This window comes from Variovorax sp. GW821-FHT10D07, from assembly GCF_059415325.1.
Genome location: NZ_JBWKMZ010000016.1, coordinates 1 through 13,977, shown reverse-complemented (window position 1 = coordinate 13,977; position 13,977 = coordinate 1). Strand labels below are relative to the sequence as shown.

Sequence of the window (13,977 nt, the reverse complement as noted above, 5' to 3'; positions counted from 1 at the left end):
TATGACAATGCGGCGCCGGGCGCGTCGGGACAATCCCGGGCATGAACCGCCCCGTTGCTCTCTCGAACCCCGCGCCGGTTGTGCCGGCCGCGCGCCCCGGCGACGCCGCCGGCGGACCGCTGCCGCCGGCAGCGGCCGGCCTGCCGCCCTCGGTCGGCGCCTTCGACTACACGCGCTACCCGGTGCGCCTGCCGGCGCTCGCGGCCGACGGCCTCGAGGCCGTGGCGGGCGGCAGCCATCCGGTGGTGATCGCGGGCGGCGGCCCGGTCGGCATGGCGCTCGCGCTGGGGCTCGCCAACCATGGTGTGCGCAGCGTGATCCTCGAGGCCGACGACACGGTCTGCGTCGGCAGCCGCGCGGCCTGCATCTCGCGCCGCAGCCTGGAGATCATGGCGCGGCTGGGCGCGCTGCCGGCCTTCCTGGCCAAGGGCCTGCCGTGGACCGGCGGGCGCAGCTTCTACAAGACCGAGGAGGTGTTCCGCTTCGAGATGCCGCACGACGCGCGGCAGAAGCTGCCGCCGATGATCAACCTCGAGCAGTACTACGCCGAGCACTACCTGCTCGAGGAGATCGAGCGCCGCAACGCCGCGGCGCCGGGGCTGATCGACATCCGCTGGGGCACCGAGCTCACCGGCCTCTCGCAGGACGACGCAGGCGTGCTGCTCGAGGCACGCAACGCGCAGGGCGAGTACCAGTTGCGCGGCCAGTGGCTCGCGGCCTGCGACGGTGGCCAGAGCTTCGTGCGCAAGGCACTGGGCCTGGCGCTCGAGGGCACGGGCTACGAAGGCCGCTACGTGATCATCGACATCGAATTGAAGAGCGGCCACCCGACCGAGCGCCGCGCCTGGTTCGACCCGCCGTGGAATCCGGGCTCGACCGTGCTGATGCACCGGCAGCCCGACGACATCTGGCGCATCGACTACCAGCTGCGTGCCGGCCAGAGCACCGAGGAGGCGCTGCAGCCGCCGGCCGTGGCCGAGTTCGTGCAGCGCCACCTCGACGCGATCGGCGAAGGCCACCTGCCGTGGAAGACGGTCTGGACCTCGGTCTACCGCGCCGGCGCGATGACGCTCGCGAGCTACCGCCATGGCCGCGTGCTGTTCGCGGGCAATGCGGCGCATGCGATGCCGATCTTCGGCGTGCGCGGCCTCAACTCGGGCTTCGACGATGCCGACAACCTGGCCTGGAAGCTGGCCTTCGTGGCGCGCGGCCTGTCGGATGCCGCGCTGCTCGACAGCTACTCGGCCGAGCGCATCGCCGCCTTCCACGTCAATGCCGAGAACGCGATGCGCAGCACCGAGTTCATGTCGCCGCCCTCGCGCGGCTTCGACCTGCTGCGCGAGGCCGCGTTGTCACTGTCGGGCGCGCACCGCGGCATCGCGCAACTGATCAATCCGCGCCAGACGCAGGCGGTGCGCTACGAGGATTCGCCGCTATCGAGCGCGGACGGCGACGCGCTGCCCGCGGGCCCGCTGCCCGGCGAGGCGATGCCCGAGCAGCAGCTCGCGCAGGGCCATCTCACCGACCGGATCGGCGCGCGCTTCACGCTGCTGGTGCTGCGGCCCGCGAACGGCAATGCCATCGAGCTGCCGGCCGGCGACATCGCACGGGCGCAACAGGGCCCGCTGCCGTTCGCGCTGTGCACGATCGCGGCCGACGGCCCCGCCGATGCCCATGCCGACGCGCAGGTGTTCGAGGCCTTGGGCGCGCGCGAGGGCGCCGTCTACCTGCTGCGCCCCGACGGCCACGTGGCCGCGCGCTGGCGCCGCCTGAGCGCGGGCGCGCTGCCGCGCGCGCTCGAACGCGCGGCCGCCGCCGTGCAACTGGAGCCCCTCGCCGCATGACCACCGCACTTCCCACCCTGGCCCCCGAGGCCCGCGACCGCCTCTACGCCGACTGCGCGAACGCCATCAGCGAGGCCGGCGCCGAGCGCGAATCGCTGTTCCTCGCGCGGCTCGCGCTGCTGCTGTTCGAGCAGGTCGGCGACGAGGCGCGCTGCCGCGCCGCGCTGGCCGACGCGCTGCATGCGCTGCCCGTACCATCGCTGTCCGCAACCGAATGACAACCTGGAGATGACCCTCATGGACCGCCGTACCCTCCTTGCCACGCTCGCCTCGGGCGCCGCCGTGGCCGCCGCGCCCTTCGCCCGCGCGCAGGACTATCCCTCGCAACTGATCCGCTGGGTGGTGCCCTATCCCGCGGGCGGCGGCACCGACGTGATCGCGCGCGCGCTGGCCGAGGCCATGCGCCAGACGCTGGGCCAGCAGATCGTGATCGACAACCGCCCCGGCGCCTCGACCAACATCGGCGCCGACATGGTCGCCAAGAGCAAGCCCGACGGCTACACCGTTCTGTCGGCCGACAACGCGGTGCTGGCCTTCAACGAGCACCTGTTCGGCAAGCTGCCCTTCAACCCCGAGAAGGACTTCAGCTACATCGGCGCGATCGGCAAGTTCCCGCTGGCGCTGGTGGTGCACCCGGACTTCCCGGCCAAGAACTTCAAGGAGTTCCTGGCCTACGTGAAGGCCAACCCGGGCAAGGTCAACTACGCCTCGCCGGGCAACGGCTCGCCGCACCACCTGGCGATGGAGATGTTCAAGGTGCGCACCGGCAGCTTCATCACTCACATCCCCTACCGCGGCGCCGCGCCGGCCATGGCCGACGTGATGGGCGGCCAGGTGCCGTGCATGTTCCTCGACCTGGCCTCGGGCCTGTCGATCATGAAGGCCAACAAGGTGCGCGTGCTGGCCATCGGCTCGGGCGCGCGCAGCAAGCTGCTGCCCGAGGTGCCGACGCTGGCCGAGGTGGGCGTGGCGAATTCCGAGGTGTTCGCGTTCCAGGGCGTGCTCGGCCCGGCCGGCCTGCCCGCGGCGGTGGTGAACAAGCTCAACGGCGACCTCAACCGCGCCTTCGGCAATCCGCAGGTGCAGAAGCGCTTCGAGGACTTCGGCATGGAAGCCATGCCCGGCACGCCCGCGCAGTTCGCGGCGCTGTCGCGCGCGGAGTCGAACCGCTGGGGCCCGATCATCAAGCAGGCAGGCATCAAGCTCGACTGATCGCCCCGGAGGGCGGCTCTCAGCGCGCGTAGGCCTTGCGCGAGCCGTCCTCGAACACCTCGTCGTCGCGCACCAGCTCGCCGTTCTCGTCCCAGCTGCGCTCGCGCGTGACGCGGCCGCGCGCGTCGAAGCTCGATTCGGCGACCAGCGTGCCCTTCTCGTCGAAGCGCTGGTGCGTGCCCTGCGGCAGCTGCCGCGCGCCGCGCCCGCCCACGAGGTAGCGGCCCAGCGCGGCGCGCTGGCCGTTGTCGTGGAACTCGGTGACCAGCACCGTGCGTGCATTGCCCGCGCCGCTGTAGACCGACTTGGTGTGCGGCTGGCCGTTGAGGTAGTAGCTGTCGTCGCCGATCGGCTCGCCGGCGCTGTTCCAGCGCTGGTCGCGCACCAGCGTGCCGCGCTCGGAGAACTCCTGGTCGCGCAGGCGGATCGCCGAGCGCGCCGCCCCCAGCAGCGACACGGTCTCGCGGCGCTTCACGCCCTCGGACGAGAACTGGCGCTCGGTGCGCTGGTTGCCGCTGATCTCGTCGAGCTGCGAGGGCTTGCCGTTGTCGTAGAAATCCTGCGTGCGCACGCGCTTGCCGGCCAGGTAGGACTGGCGCGAGCGCAGGGTGCCGCGCGCGTCGAACAGCTCGACCTGCGAGGGCGCGCCGCCGAAGCCGCACAGCCGCGCGTCGTCGGCCGCGGGCGCCAGCATCGGCGCGTTGCCGCAGCGCAGCGCCGAGAGCTGGCCGCGCTCGGTGAATTCGGCCGAGGCCCGGTCGCCGCCCTGGTCGGGATAGAAGCTGGCGCGGCGCAGCTTGCCGCCCGGATAGAAGCTGCGCACCAGGCCGCGTTCCTGGCCGTCGTCGTAGGTGGCCTCGCGCAGCACCTGGCCGCCGGGCGCGAACTCGCGCGCCAGGCCGTGCATGTTGCCCTTGGCGTTGAGCGTGTGCTCCTTCGCGAGCCGGCCGTTCTCGTAGACGCGCACCAGGCCCATGAAGACGCCGTTCTGGATCTGCTCCTCGCGCAGCAGCTGGCCGCTGCCGCGGTCCTTGCAGCGCAGCACGCCGGTCTTGCGCGCGGTCTCGCTGCCGTTGGCGGGGTTGACCGGCTGGCCGTTGAGTTCGCAGTCCTGCGCCGCGCGCGCGGCGGTGGCGCCGAACAGCAGCGGCAGGGCCAGCGTCGCGGCCAGGGCCAGCCGCGCCGCGAGCCGCGGAACACCGACCGGCCGGACCGGAGCGTGGGTCACTTGTCGTAAAGCGCGTCGAGCGAGCGGAAGCCCTTGGCCTCGATCGGGTTGCCGAAGGGGTCGCAGAAGAACATGGTCCACTGCTCGCCCGGCTGGCCTTCGAAGCGCACCTGGGGCTTGAGCACGAAGTCGGTGCCGGCGGCCTCGAGCCGCGCGGCCAGTGCCTGCCAGTCGGGCAGGGCCAGCACGATGCCGAAGTGCGGCATCGGCACCATCGCATCGCCGACGCGGCCGGTGCGCGTGGTGGCGAAGGGTTCGCCCAGGTGCAGCGAGATCTGGTGGCCGAAAAAGTCGAAATCGACCCAGGTGTCGGTGCTGCGGCCTTCGGTGCAGCCGAGGGCCTCGCCATAGAAGCGGCGTGCGGTGTCGAGGTCGCGCACGTGGAAGGCGAGATGGAAGATGCTCTGCATGTTCCGGATTATGGGCAGCGGTGCTGTTGTAATGCCGGACTTTCTTTCTTCATGGAGCGAGCCTTGCGGATACTCCGGGCACTGGTTGCACCGAGGCGCGAAATCGACAAGCCGGCCGATCGGTCGGCACGGCGCATGCGCCTGGTCTCCTCTTCTTTCCTCTCTTCCTTCCGTTTCTCCTTCTCCTGGGCGCGCGGCGCGCTGCCGGCCCTGGTCGGCGCCTGCTGCGCGCTGGCCGGCGTGGCGGCGCAGGCGGCCTGCCCGCCCTCGGCCATCGGCAGCCTGGAGCGTTCGCGCAGTTCGAGCGACCAGCGCAGCGGCGCCGACCGCGGCCTGCTGTGGCGCATCGAGAAGGACGGCCGCACCTCGTGGCTGTACGGCACCATCCACCTCGGGCGCGCACCCTGGCTGCGCCCCGGCCCGACCGTGCAGCGCGCGCTCGGCCAGAGCGACGCGCTGGCGCTCGAGATCGACGTGCGCGATCCCGCCGCGATGAAGCCGCTGACCCAGCCGGCCGACCCGGCGCTGGTCGCGCGGCTGCTCAGCGGCGAGCGCGCGCAGCGGCTGGCGCGGCAGAACGAGATCGCCTGCGTGACGCCGGGCGCCAACGCGGCGCTGCAGCCGATCCTGCAGGTGACGGCGCTGACCGGCCTGGCCGGGCGGGCCGACGGCCTCTATCCCGACTTCGGCATCGACGAGATGCTGGCCGTGTGGGCGCGCAACGCCAACAAGCCGGTGTTCGCGCTCGAGAACCCGGCCGCCCAGCTCGAGATGCTGACCGGCGGCTCCGAGGAGGAGGAGGCGGCGCAGATCGATTCGGCGCTCGACGAACTCGAATCGGGCCAGCTGCGCACCCAGCTCAAGGAGCTGGCCGACGCCTGGGCGCGCGGCGACCTCGCGCGGCTCTCGCGCTTCCCCGAATGGTGCGACTGCATGCGCACGCCGGCCGAGCAACGGCTGATGAAGCGGCTGCTCGACGACCGCAACCCGATCCTGGCGGCCGGCATCACGCGCATGCACGAGGGCGGCCAGCGGGTGTTCGCGGCCGTGGGCGCGCTGCACATGATCGGCGCGCAGGGCCTGCCGACCTTGCTGGCGGCGCAGGGCTTCACGGTGTCCGAGGTGCTGCCGGGCGAGCGCGGCACGCTGCCCGCAACGGCCGAGGAACCCGAGGCCGAAGCCGCGGCGGCACCGCCCGTGCGTTCGGCGCGCGCCACGCGCGGCGGCCGCTCGGCCAAGGCCGCGCCGGTCCGGGGCAAGGCGGGCGCGCGTGCGGCGGCGCCGGTCAAGGGCGGCAAGGCGGCGCCGAAGGGCGCCAAACCGGCAGCCAAGGCACCGGCCAAGTCGACCGCCAAGCCGGCCGCGAAGGCGTCCTCCAAGCCCGCCGCGTCCAAAACGCGCCGATAATCGCGCCCGCCATGCACCTGATGCGCCGCCACACCCGCTTCCTCGGCCTCGCCGGCCGCTGGGTGCTGCTGTGGTTCGCGCTCTCGCTGGGCGCGGCGATCGCCTCGCCGCTGGTGCATCCGCAGGCGATCGAGCTGGTCTGCTCGAGCGCCGGCGCCGTCAAGGCGGTGGTCCACACCGAGGACGGCGTGCAGGAAATGGGCGTCTCGCACATGGACTGCCCGCTGTGCGTGCTGACCGGCGCGCCGCCGCCGGTGCCGCCGGTCGCCACCCTCGACCTTCCCCTGCCGCTGGGGCGCGTGCTCCAGCCGATTCCCGCCGCGCGCCTGGCCGCGGCCACCGCGGCGCCGCTGCCCGCGCGCGGACCGCCTTCGCGCTCCTGAAACCCTCGAGTCTATGGCTGGATGCGCCCGTTCGACGGGCGTCTCCGGTCCTTCCTGGCCAGCGTTTCGTGGAGCAGCGTCCCTGTGAACAAGCATTCCCGCGCCGTGGCGATCGCCATGGCATTCCCGCTGAGCGCCTCGCTCGGCGCGCCCGCCTGGGCGCAAACCGCGCCGGCGGCTGATACGGCCGGCGCCGAACGAGCGCTCGGCGCCATCACCGTCACCGGCGGCCGGCCGACCTCGCTGCCGGCGCAGATCCCGACCACCATCGAAGGCACGACGCACGCGCAGATCGTCGAGACGGTGAACGCCACCGACAGCGAGGACGCGCTCAAGTACCTGCCGAGCCTGGTCGTGCGCAAGCGCTACATCGGCGACTTCAACCACGCGGTGCTGGCCACGCGCGCCTCGGGCACCGGCAACAGCGCGCGCTCGATGGTCTACGCCGACGGCATCATGCTGTCGAACCCGCTGGGCAACGGCGCCACCTACGCGCCGCGCTGGGGCATGGTCTCGCCCGAGGAGATCGAGCGCGTCGACGTGCTGTACGGGCCGTTCTCGGCCGCCTACCCGGGCAACTCGGTGGGCGCGGTGGTCGACTACGTGACGCGCATGCCCGAGAAGTTCGAGGCCCACGTCAAGCTCAGCGGCTTCGTCTCGAATTTCGATCTCTACAACAGCCATTCCTCGCCGGCCGGCCAGCAGCTCGACCTGTCGCTGGGCAGCCGCAGCGGCGACTGGTCGTGGTGGCTCAGCGCCTCGCGTACCCAGAGCAAGGGCCAGGCGCTGGTGTTCGGCAACCGGCTGCTGAGCGCGGGCACGCTCGGCAATGCCGGCACCCCGGTCACCGGCGCGGTGCTGGGGCTCAATCCCTCGAACCAGCCCTGGTGGCTGGTCGGCGGCGCGACGATCTACGACACCACGCAGGAACAGGCCAAGCTCAAGCTGGCCTACGACTTCTCGCCCACGGTGCGCGCCACCTACACGCTGGGCGCCTGGAACAACACCACGCACGGCAGCGTCGACACCTGGCTGCGCGATCCACTGGGCCTGCCGGTCTACGGCGGGCGGGTCAACATCGCCGGGCGCAGCTACAACCTCGACGCACCGAGCGGCGCGCTGGTGCCGACCGAGACCCGGCTCACCCACTACATGCACGGCCTCTCGGTCAAGAGCCACAGCGGCGGCGTGTTCGACTGGGAGGTGGCGGCCAGCCTGTTCGACTACGCGAGCGACACCTCGCGCACGCCGACCACGCCGCTGCCCGGCGCCTTCCTCGGCGGGCCGGGCCGCACCACCGACATGGGCGGCAGCGGCTGGCGCACCTTCAAGGCCGCGGGCACCTGGCGGCCCACCGGTTCGGCCGAGGGCGTGGGCGCGCACGTGGTCGACTTCGGCTTCCAGCAGGACACGGCCAAGCTGCGCACCAGCGTCGGCAACACCCTCGACTGGATCGGCGGCCCGCCGGTCACGCCGTTCTCGGCCTTCAACGGCAACACGCGGCTGCAGTCGCTCTACCTGCAGGACACCTGGCGCTTCGCGCGCGACTGGAAGACCACCCTGGGCCTGCGCCACGAGCGCTGGGAGGCCTGGGGCGGCCAGCTCGGCAACGCGACCCGGCTGCTCGATTTCGCGCCGCGCAGGAACAGCTACGACTCGCCCAAGGCCGCGATCGCCTGGCAGGCCACATCCGACTGGCTGTTCAAGGCCTCGACCGGCCGCGCGGTACGCATGCCGACCGTGAGCGAGCTCTACCAAGGCTCGATCGACGGCAACCGCATCGTCAACACCGACCCCAACCTGCGGCCCGAGCGCTCGTGGACCACCGAGCTCAGCGCCGAACGCGGCCTCGATGGCTGGGGGCTCGACGGCGTGCTGCGCACCACGCTGTTCTTCGAGCGCACGAAGGACGCGCTCTACAGCCAGGCGCTGACCAACCTCGTGAGCACGGTGCAGAACGTCGATGCCATCCGCACCCGCGGGCTCGAGGTGGCGCTGAACGCCACCGACGTCGGCATCCGCGGCCTCGACCTCGGTGGCAGCCTCACCCTCGCGAACTCGAAGATCACGGCCAACCGCGGCTTTCCGGCCAGCGTCGGCCAGCAGCAGCCGCGCGTGCCCAAGGTGCGCGCCACCTTGCTGGCCACTTACCGGCCCGACGCCAACTGGAGCTACACCCTGGGCATGCGCTACAGCGGCAAGCAGTACGGCACGCTCGACAACAGCGACCCGAACGGCTTCGCCTACATGGGCTTCTCGAAGTTCTTCGTGGCCGACCTGCGGGTGCGCTACCGCATCGACCGCCAATGGAGCGCATCCTTCGGCATCGACAACCTGAACAACAACAAGTACTGGGCCTTCCACCCCTATCCGCAGCGGACCTACGTGGGCGAACTCAAGTTCGACCTCTGACGCCTGCCCTGTCTTTCACCGTCTTTCCTCAAGGAGTACCTCTCATGAACCGTCACCTCACCCTGCGCACCGTCGCCGCCGCCGTCCTGCTGGCCGGCAGCGCCGCCGCCGTGCTGGCCCATGTCACGCTGCCGCCCGGCGGCGTCACCGTGGGCAGCGACTACGACGCCGCCTTCCGCGTCGGCCATGCCTGCGAAGGCGCCAAGGCCACCACCGGCCTGGCGGTGAAGCTGCCCGCGGGCTTCGTGCTGAGCGAGGCGCAGGCGCGCAAGGGCTGGAAGCTCGATGTGCAGAAGGGCGCTGGCGGCGAGGTGCGCTGGACCGCCGAGAACGCGCAGGCCGCGCTGCCCGGCAGCGAGAAGGCCGAGTTCGTGGTGCGCGGCAAGGCGCCGGCCACGCCGGGCACGCTGTGGTTCAAGGTGCTGCAGACCTGCGACGTGGGCAGCGCCGACTGGGCCGAGGTGCCGGCCTCGGGCAATTCCACCGCGGGCCTGAAGCGTCCGGCCGCGAAGCTGGACGTGGTGGCGCAGGGCGTGGCCACGGTCGACGTGCGCGACGGCTGGGTGCGCCAGTCGGTGCCGGGCCAGAGCGGCACCGGTGCCTTCATGAAGCTGACCTCGCCCACGGGCACGAAGCTCGTGAGCATTTCCACGCCCGCCGCCGGCGTGGCCGAGGTGCACGAGATGAAGATGGAAGGCGACACCATGAAGATGCGCGAGCTGAGCGCCGGCCTCGACCTGCCGGCCGGCCAGACGGTGGAGCTGAAGCCGGGCGGCTTCCACGTCATGCTGATGGACCTGAAGGGCGCGGTCGCCAAGGGCACGAACGTGCCGCTGACCCTGAAGTTCGAGGACGCGAAGGGCGTGAAGACCGCGCTCGACGTCACGCTGCCCGTGGGCGCGCCGGCCGGCGCCGACGCGGGCGGGGCGGCGCATCAGCACAAGCATTGAGGCCGCTTCCGCGGCGCCGGGCTGACTAGAGCAACTGGTCCGGCGCCAGCGGCCCGAAGAGCTTGAGCAGCAGGCGCAGGCTCAGGCTGGCATCGGGCTCGGTCCGGCTGTCGGGCAGGCCGCTGCCCTCGGGCGCGTGCCAGACCAGCGAACCGTCGACGAGCTCGACATGCCACGCGCGCTCGCGCAGCCCGCGCTCGATCTGCTCGGCCGCCAGGCGCGACAGCTCGGTGCTGCGGATCAAGAGCGCGATCTCGGTGTTCTGCAGCTGCGAGCGCAGGTCCAGGTTCATCGAGCCGACCACCAGCAGTCGGCCGTCCATCACCAGCACCTTCGAATGCAGCATCGCGCGCGACTCGCCGGTCACGCTGCTGCCGCCGGTCGAGCCGGTGGAGCCACCGAAGGCGCTGCCCAGGCCGGCCTGCTCGCTGCGCAGCTCGTACAGGCCGATGCCCATCTTCAGCAGCTCCTCGCGATGGCGCGCGTAGCCCACGTGGGCCACCGGCGCGTCGTTCGAGGCCAGCGAATTGGTCAGCACCCGGATGCGTACGCCGCGCGCGCGGGCGGCGGCGAAGGCCTGCTTCATGTCGGCGCCGGGCACGAAGTAGGGCGAGATGATCAGCAGATCGGAGCGCGCCTGGCCGATGAGCTGCAGCAGCCCCTCGACCACCGTCTCGCTGCCGGCCGCGAGGTCGGAGTCGGCCGTGAGCGCGGCCGCGCTGCGCGACACGCCGGCCTTGTCCTCGGGCTGGCTCACCACCAGGCCGGGCGCGCGCGCGCCGTCCGGGCCGCCGGGCACGTCGGCCGGAATCTTGCCGGGCTGGTCGGCCAGCATCGCGGCCGGCGCCCAGACGAAGCGGGCGCTGCGCAGGTCGAGCGGCTTCTCGTCCCAGGCGCGCGCGCGCTGCTCGGCGGTGGGCGGACCGTCGGGGCGGGGCTCGCCGTCGGGCGGCTTGGGCTGGTCGCCGGAGTTCGCGGTGGCGGGGTCGCGCGCGCGGGCCGATTCCTCGGCCAGCTCCTGGTCGGTCTGGCGCGCACGGTCGCGGATCGCCTGCAGCTCCTCGCGCGAGACCAGCGACTGCGCCGGGTAGGCGCGCTCGTTGTTCCAGTAGCTGTCGAAGCTGCGCGAGAGGTCCTGCACGATCGGGCCGGCCGCGAGCACGTCGACGTCGATGAAGTTGCCGTTGAGCGAATTGCCGAAGTAGGCGTCGCCGAGGTTGCGCCCGCCGGTCACGCCCAGCACGTTGTCGGCCAGGAACAGCTTGTTGTGCATGCGCTGCTGGATGCGCGAGGCGTCGCCGGCCGAATTCAGAAGCCGGCTGAAGGTCGAGCCGCGCGCGCCCGCGAGCGGGTTGAACAGCCGCAGCTCGATGTTCGGCACGAAGGCCAGGCCCAGCACCAGCGCGTCGCGGCCGGTGCTGTGGAAGTCGTCGAGCAGGATGCGCACCCGCACGCCGCGCTCGGCCGCGGCGCGCAGGCCGCGCACCAGGCGCCCGGTGCTGGCATCGACGTGGATGGCGTAGTACTGGAGGTCCAGCGTCTTCTGGGCGCCGTCGATCAGCGCCAGCCGGCTGCCGTAGGCCGCCTGCGGACCCGCGAGCAGCAGGAAGCCCGATTCGTAGCGCGCCGCATCGGCCCGGCGGCGCTCCTGGACCAGCGTGGCCAGGGCCGTGCCGGCCGGGGCGGCCAGCGCGGTGGACACCGGGCGGTCCACGTTCTGGGGCAATTGGGCGCAGGCGCCGAGGACGAGCAGCAGGGCCGCCGCCGTCGAACGACCGAGGTACGCTGGAATGAACGGCATGCGGTGGACTCCCCCGGCGCTTTCTGTTGTCTGGACTGGGTGCCGCATGTATAGCCGAGGTCGCGGCCGTCCGGCGTCGGACGGCACGCGGACTCAGCGGCTGGCGCCCAGTTCTTCCTGCCGCTCCATCGCAGTCAGCAGTTCGTCGTCGATCTGGGCATGGCGGGCCGCCAGCTCGGTGGCGCGCGAGGCGTCGGTGGCGTAGATCGCACCGCCGTCGAGCGCCAGGATTTCCGCGACGCGCTTCTGCTCGCTTTCCAGCGCTTCAATCAGTGCGGGGAGGGCGTCGAACTCGCGCTGTTCCTTGTAGCTGAGCTTCTTGCGCGGCGCTCCGGCGGGGGGCGCGGCCGGGCGCGCGGGGCTGGCAGCGCTGGCGGCAGGCGGGGGCGGCGCCACGGCGGGCGTGGCGGCCGCGGCCAGGCGCTGCTCGGCGATCTCGCGCGCACGGCGGGACTGGATCAGCCAGTCCTGCACGCTGCCCTCGTACTCGCGCCAGCGGCCGTCGCCCTCGTAGGCGATGGTGCTGGTCACCACGTTGTCGAGGAAGGTGCGGTCGTGGCTCACGAGGAACACCGTGCCGTCGTAGTCCTGCAGCAGGCCCTCAAGCAGTTCCAGCGTGTCGATGTCCAGGTCGTTGGTCGGCTCGTCGAGCACCAGCACGTTGGCCGGGCGGGCGAACAGGCGCGCCAGCAGCAGCCGGTTGCGCTCGCCGCCGCTCAGCGAGCGCACCGGGGAGTTGGCGCGCGCCGGGGAGAACAGGAAGTCCGACAGGTAGCTCTTGACGTGCTTGCGCTGGCTGCCGATCTCGATCCATTCGCTGCCGGGGCTGATGAAGTCCTCGAGCGTGGCGTCGAGGTCGAGCTTGTCGCGCATCTGGTCGAAGTAGGCGACCTCGAGGTTGGTGCCGCGGCGGATCTTGCCGCTGTCGGGTTCGAGCTCGCCGAGGATCAGCTTGAGCAGCGTGGTCTTGCCCGCGCCGTTGGGGCCAAGCAGGCCGATCTTGTCGCCGCGCAGGATGGTGCCGCTGAAGTTGCGGATCACGGTCTTCTCGCCGAAGGACTTGGAGGCTTCGGTCAGCTCGGCCACGATCTTGCCGCTGGCCTGGCCGGTGGCCACGTCCATGTTGACGCTGCCCTGCACCTCGCGACGGGCGGTGCGGTTGGCGCGCAGGGCCTCGAGGCGGCCGATGCGGCTCTGGCTGCGGGTGCGGCGGGCTTCGACGCCCTTGCGGATCCAGACCTCCTCTTGTGCCAGCAGCTTGTCGGCCTTGGCGTTGATCACCGCTTCCTGGGCCAGCTGTTCTTCCTTCTGCAGCAGGTACTGCTCGAAGTTGCCGGGGTAGGAGCCGAGCTTGCCGCGATCGAGCTCCACGATGCGGGTGGCAACGCGGTTCAGGAAGCTGCGGTCGTGGGTCACGGTGACCACGCTGCCCTTGAAGTCGATCAGCAGCTGCTCGAGCCACTCGATGGAGTCGAGGTCCAGGTGGTTGGTGGGCTCGTCGAGCAGGAGCACGTCGGGCGCCGCGACCAGGGCCTGGGCCAGGGCCACCCGCTTGCGGGTGCCGCCCGACAGGTTGCCGACGCGGGCATTGCGGTCCAAATGGAGACGGTGCAGCGTCTCTTCGACACGCTGCTCCCAGTTCCAGGCGTCGAAGGCCTCGATCTGGGACTGGAGGGCGTCCAGGTCCAGGCCGTCTGCGCCCGATAGATAGAGGTCCCGCACGGCGATCACCTCGGACAGACCGGCACTGGCGGCGGTGAACACGTCGGCCTCCATGTCCAGGGCGGGTTCCTGCGCCACATAGGAGACGCGCAGGTGCTGTTGGTATTGGAGGGCGCCGTCGTCGGGCTTTTCCAGTCCCCCCAGTATCTTGAGCAGGGAGGATTTCCCCGCGCCATTGCGGCCGATCAGGCCGATGCGCTCCGATTCGAGAAGGGAGAAGTCCGTGTGATCGAGCAGCGGGACGTGACCGAACGCCAGTTGGGCGTCGAGGAGTGTGATGAGTGCCATGTGGGGCGGATTATCCGAGGAGCCTGTTCTGCCTGCGGCAGCGCGTAGCGCTGCCGCAGGCAGGAAAGCCGGGCGGTCGATTTGTTTGCAGCGCTCTTGCAGGGCTGGATAAATGGCATATACTCGCTGGCTCGGCTGACGATGCGGCAACGCAAAAATCAGGTCGACAGGCCCGAAGGCGAAAGCCGAGGGCAGGTTGATGAAGCAGTCGAAAAAACTTCTCTCGAAGTTGACGCAAGTTGAAAAAGCTGTGCATAATCGAGGGCTTCGCTGGACGGCTTCAGCGGCGGATGACGGAAGTTGTTCTGCTGGTGGTTGAA

Annotated in this window: 11 protein-coding genes; 7 read left to right on the top strand and 4 right to left on the bottom strand. The window is 71.2% G+C overall.

What is annotated here, in order from left to right; all coding sequences use genetic code 11:
• Positions 1-41: 41 nt before the first annotated feature.
• From AC07PU_RS34540 to AC07PU_RS34530, 3 genes are read left to right on the top strand one after another with little or no spacing between them, the layout of a single operon-like run.
• The gene (locus tag AC07PU_RS34540) at positions 42-1,844 is read left to right on the top strand and encodes an FAD-dependent monooxygenase (RefSeq protein WP_495322693.1); all 1,803 of its coding nucleotides are present in this window, start codon (positions 42-44) and stop codon (positions 1,842-1,844) included.
• Positions 1,841-2,062, top strand: coding sequence for a hypothetical protein (locus AC07PU_RS34535; RefSeq protein ID WP_057597424.1), 222 nt, complete (start codon positions 1,841-1,843; stop codon positions 2,060-2,062). Before AC07PU_RS34540 ends, AC07PU_RS34535 begins: the two co-directional genes overlap by 4 nt.
• A 19-nt stretch (positions 2,063-2,081) precedes the next feature.
• Complete coding sequence (locus AC07PU_RS34530) at positions 2,082-3,056, top strand: Bug family tripartite tricarboxylate transporter substrate binding protein (protein WP_208513617.1); 975 nt, start codon at positions 2,082-2,084, stop codon at positions 3,054-3,056.
• Positions 3,057-3,075: 19 nt separating this feature from the next.
• Here AC07PU_RS34530 and AC07PU_RS34525 read toward each other — a convergent pair whose 3' ends face one another.
• Both AC07PU_RS34525 and AC07PU_RS34520 read right to left on the bottom strand, forming a co-directional pair.
• Positions 3,076-4,284 (bottom strand): toxin-antitoxin system YwqK family antitoxin, encoded by a 1,209-nt coding sequence (locus AC07PU_RS34525; RefSeq protein ID WP_495322692.1) that lies wholly within the window; start codon positions 4,282-4,284, stop codon positions 3,076-3,078.
• On the bottom strand, positions 4,281-4,694 hold the full coding sequence (locus AC07PU_RS34520; RefSeq protein WP_093356034.1) for a VOC family protein: 414 nt from the start codon (positions 4,692-4,694) through the stop codon (positions 4,281-4,283). Before AC07PU_RS34520 ends, AC07PU_RS34525 begins: the two co-directional genes overlap by 4 nt.
• Positions 4,695-4,829: 135 nt before the next feature.
• Between AC07PU_RS34520 and AC07PU_RS34515 the strand changes: the two genes are divergently transcribed.
• The 4 genes from AC07PU_RS34515 (at position 4,830) to AC07PU_RS34500 (ending at position 9,846) form a co-directional block, all read left to right on the top strand.
• The gene (locus AC07PU_RS34515) at positions 4,830-6,101 is read left to right on the top strand and encodes a TraB/GumN family protein (RefSeq protein WP_495322691.1); all 1,272 of its coding nucleotides are present in this window, start codon (positions 4,830-4,832) and stop codon (positions 6,099-6,101) included.
• An 11-nt stretch (positions 6,102-6,112) separates the two neighbouring features.
• On the top strand, positions 6,113-6,484 hold the full coding sequence (locus AC07PU_RS34510; RefSeq protein ID WP_057597421.1) for a DUF2946 family protein: 372 nt from the start codon (positions 6,113-6,115) through the stop codon (positions 6,482-6,484).
• A gap of 117 nt (positions 6,485-6,601) precedes the next feature.
• Entirely contained in the window at positions 6,602-8,896 is a 2,295-nt protein-coding gene (locus AC07PU_RS34505) for a TonB-dependent receptor (RefSeq protein WP_495322815.1), read from the top strand.
• Between the two features lie 44 nt (positions 8,897-8,940).
• Positions 8,941-9,846: a copper chaperone PCu(A)C domain-containing protein gene (locus AC07PU_RS34500; RefSeq protein ID WP_093356042.1), complete on the top strand. Its 906-nt coding sequence runs from the start codon at positions 8,941-8,943 to the stop codon at positions 9,844-9,846.
• A 25-nt stretch (positions 9,847-9,871) separates the two neighbouring features.
• Here AC07PU_RS34500 and AC07PU_RS34495 read toward each other — a convergent pair whose 3' ends face one another.
• Positions 9,872-11,647, bottom strand: a complete 1,776-nt coding sequence (locus AC07PU_RS34495) for a phospholipase D family protein (RefSeq protein WP_296780278.1) — start codon at positions 11,645-11,647, stop codon at positions 9,872-9,874.
• Positions 11,648-11,740: 93 nt separating this feature from the next.
• Positions 11,741-13,657 carry an ATP-binding cassette domain-containing protein gene (locus tag AC07PU_RS34490; protein WP_093356049.1) on the bottom strand — a complete coding sequence of 639 codons (1,917 nt, stop codon included), beginning with the start codon at positions 13,655-13,657 and terminating at the stop codon, positions 11,741-11,743.
• Positions 13,658-13,977: the final 320 nt, after the last annotated feature.

Coding starts and splice junctions, on each gene's coding strand:
- AC07PU_RS34540 (WP_495322693.1), top strand. CDS start 42: ATGAACCGCCCCGTTGCTCTCTCGAACCCCGCGCCGGTTGTGCCGGCC.
- AC07PU_RS34535 (WP_057597424.1), top strand. CDS start 1,841: ATGACCACCGCACTTCCCACCCTGGCCCCCGAGGCCCGCGACCGCCTC.
- AC07PU_RS34530 (WP_208513617.1), top strand. CDS start 2,082: ATGGACCGCCGTACCCTCCTTGCCACGCTCGCCTCGGGCGCCGCCGTG.
- AC07PU_RS34520 (WP_093356034.1), bottom strand. CDS start 4,694: ATGCAGAGCATCTTCCATCTCGCCTTCCACGTGCGCGACCTCGACACC.
- AC07PU_RS34515 (WP_495322691.1), top strand. CDS start 4,830: ATGCGCCTGGTCTCCTCTTCTTTCCTCTCTTCCTTCCGTTTCTCCTTC.
- AC07PU_RS34510 (WP_057597421.1), top strand. CDS start 6,113: ATGCACCTGATGCGCCGCCACACCCGCTTCCTCGGCCTCGCCGGCCGC.
- AC07PU_RS34505 (WP_495322815.1), top strand. CDS start 6,602: ATGGCATTCCCGCTGAGCGCCTCGCTCGGCGCGCCCGCCTGGGCGCAA.
- AC07PU_RS34500 (WP_093356042.1), top strand. CDS start 8,941: ATGAACCGTCACCTCACCCTGCGCACCGTCGCCGCCGCCGTCCTGCTG.
- AC07PU_RS34495 (WP_296780278.1), bottom strand. CDS start 11,647: ATGCCGTTCATTCCAGCGTACCTCGGTCGTTCGACGGCGGCGGCCCTG.
- AC07PU_RS34490 (WP_093356049.1), bottom strand. CDS start 13,657: ATGGCACTCATCACACTCCTCGACGCCCAACTGGCGTTCGGTCACGTC.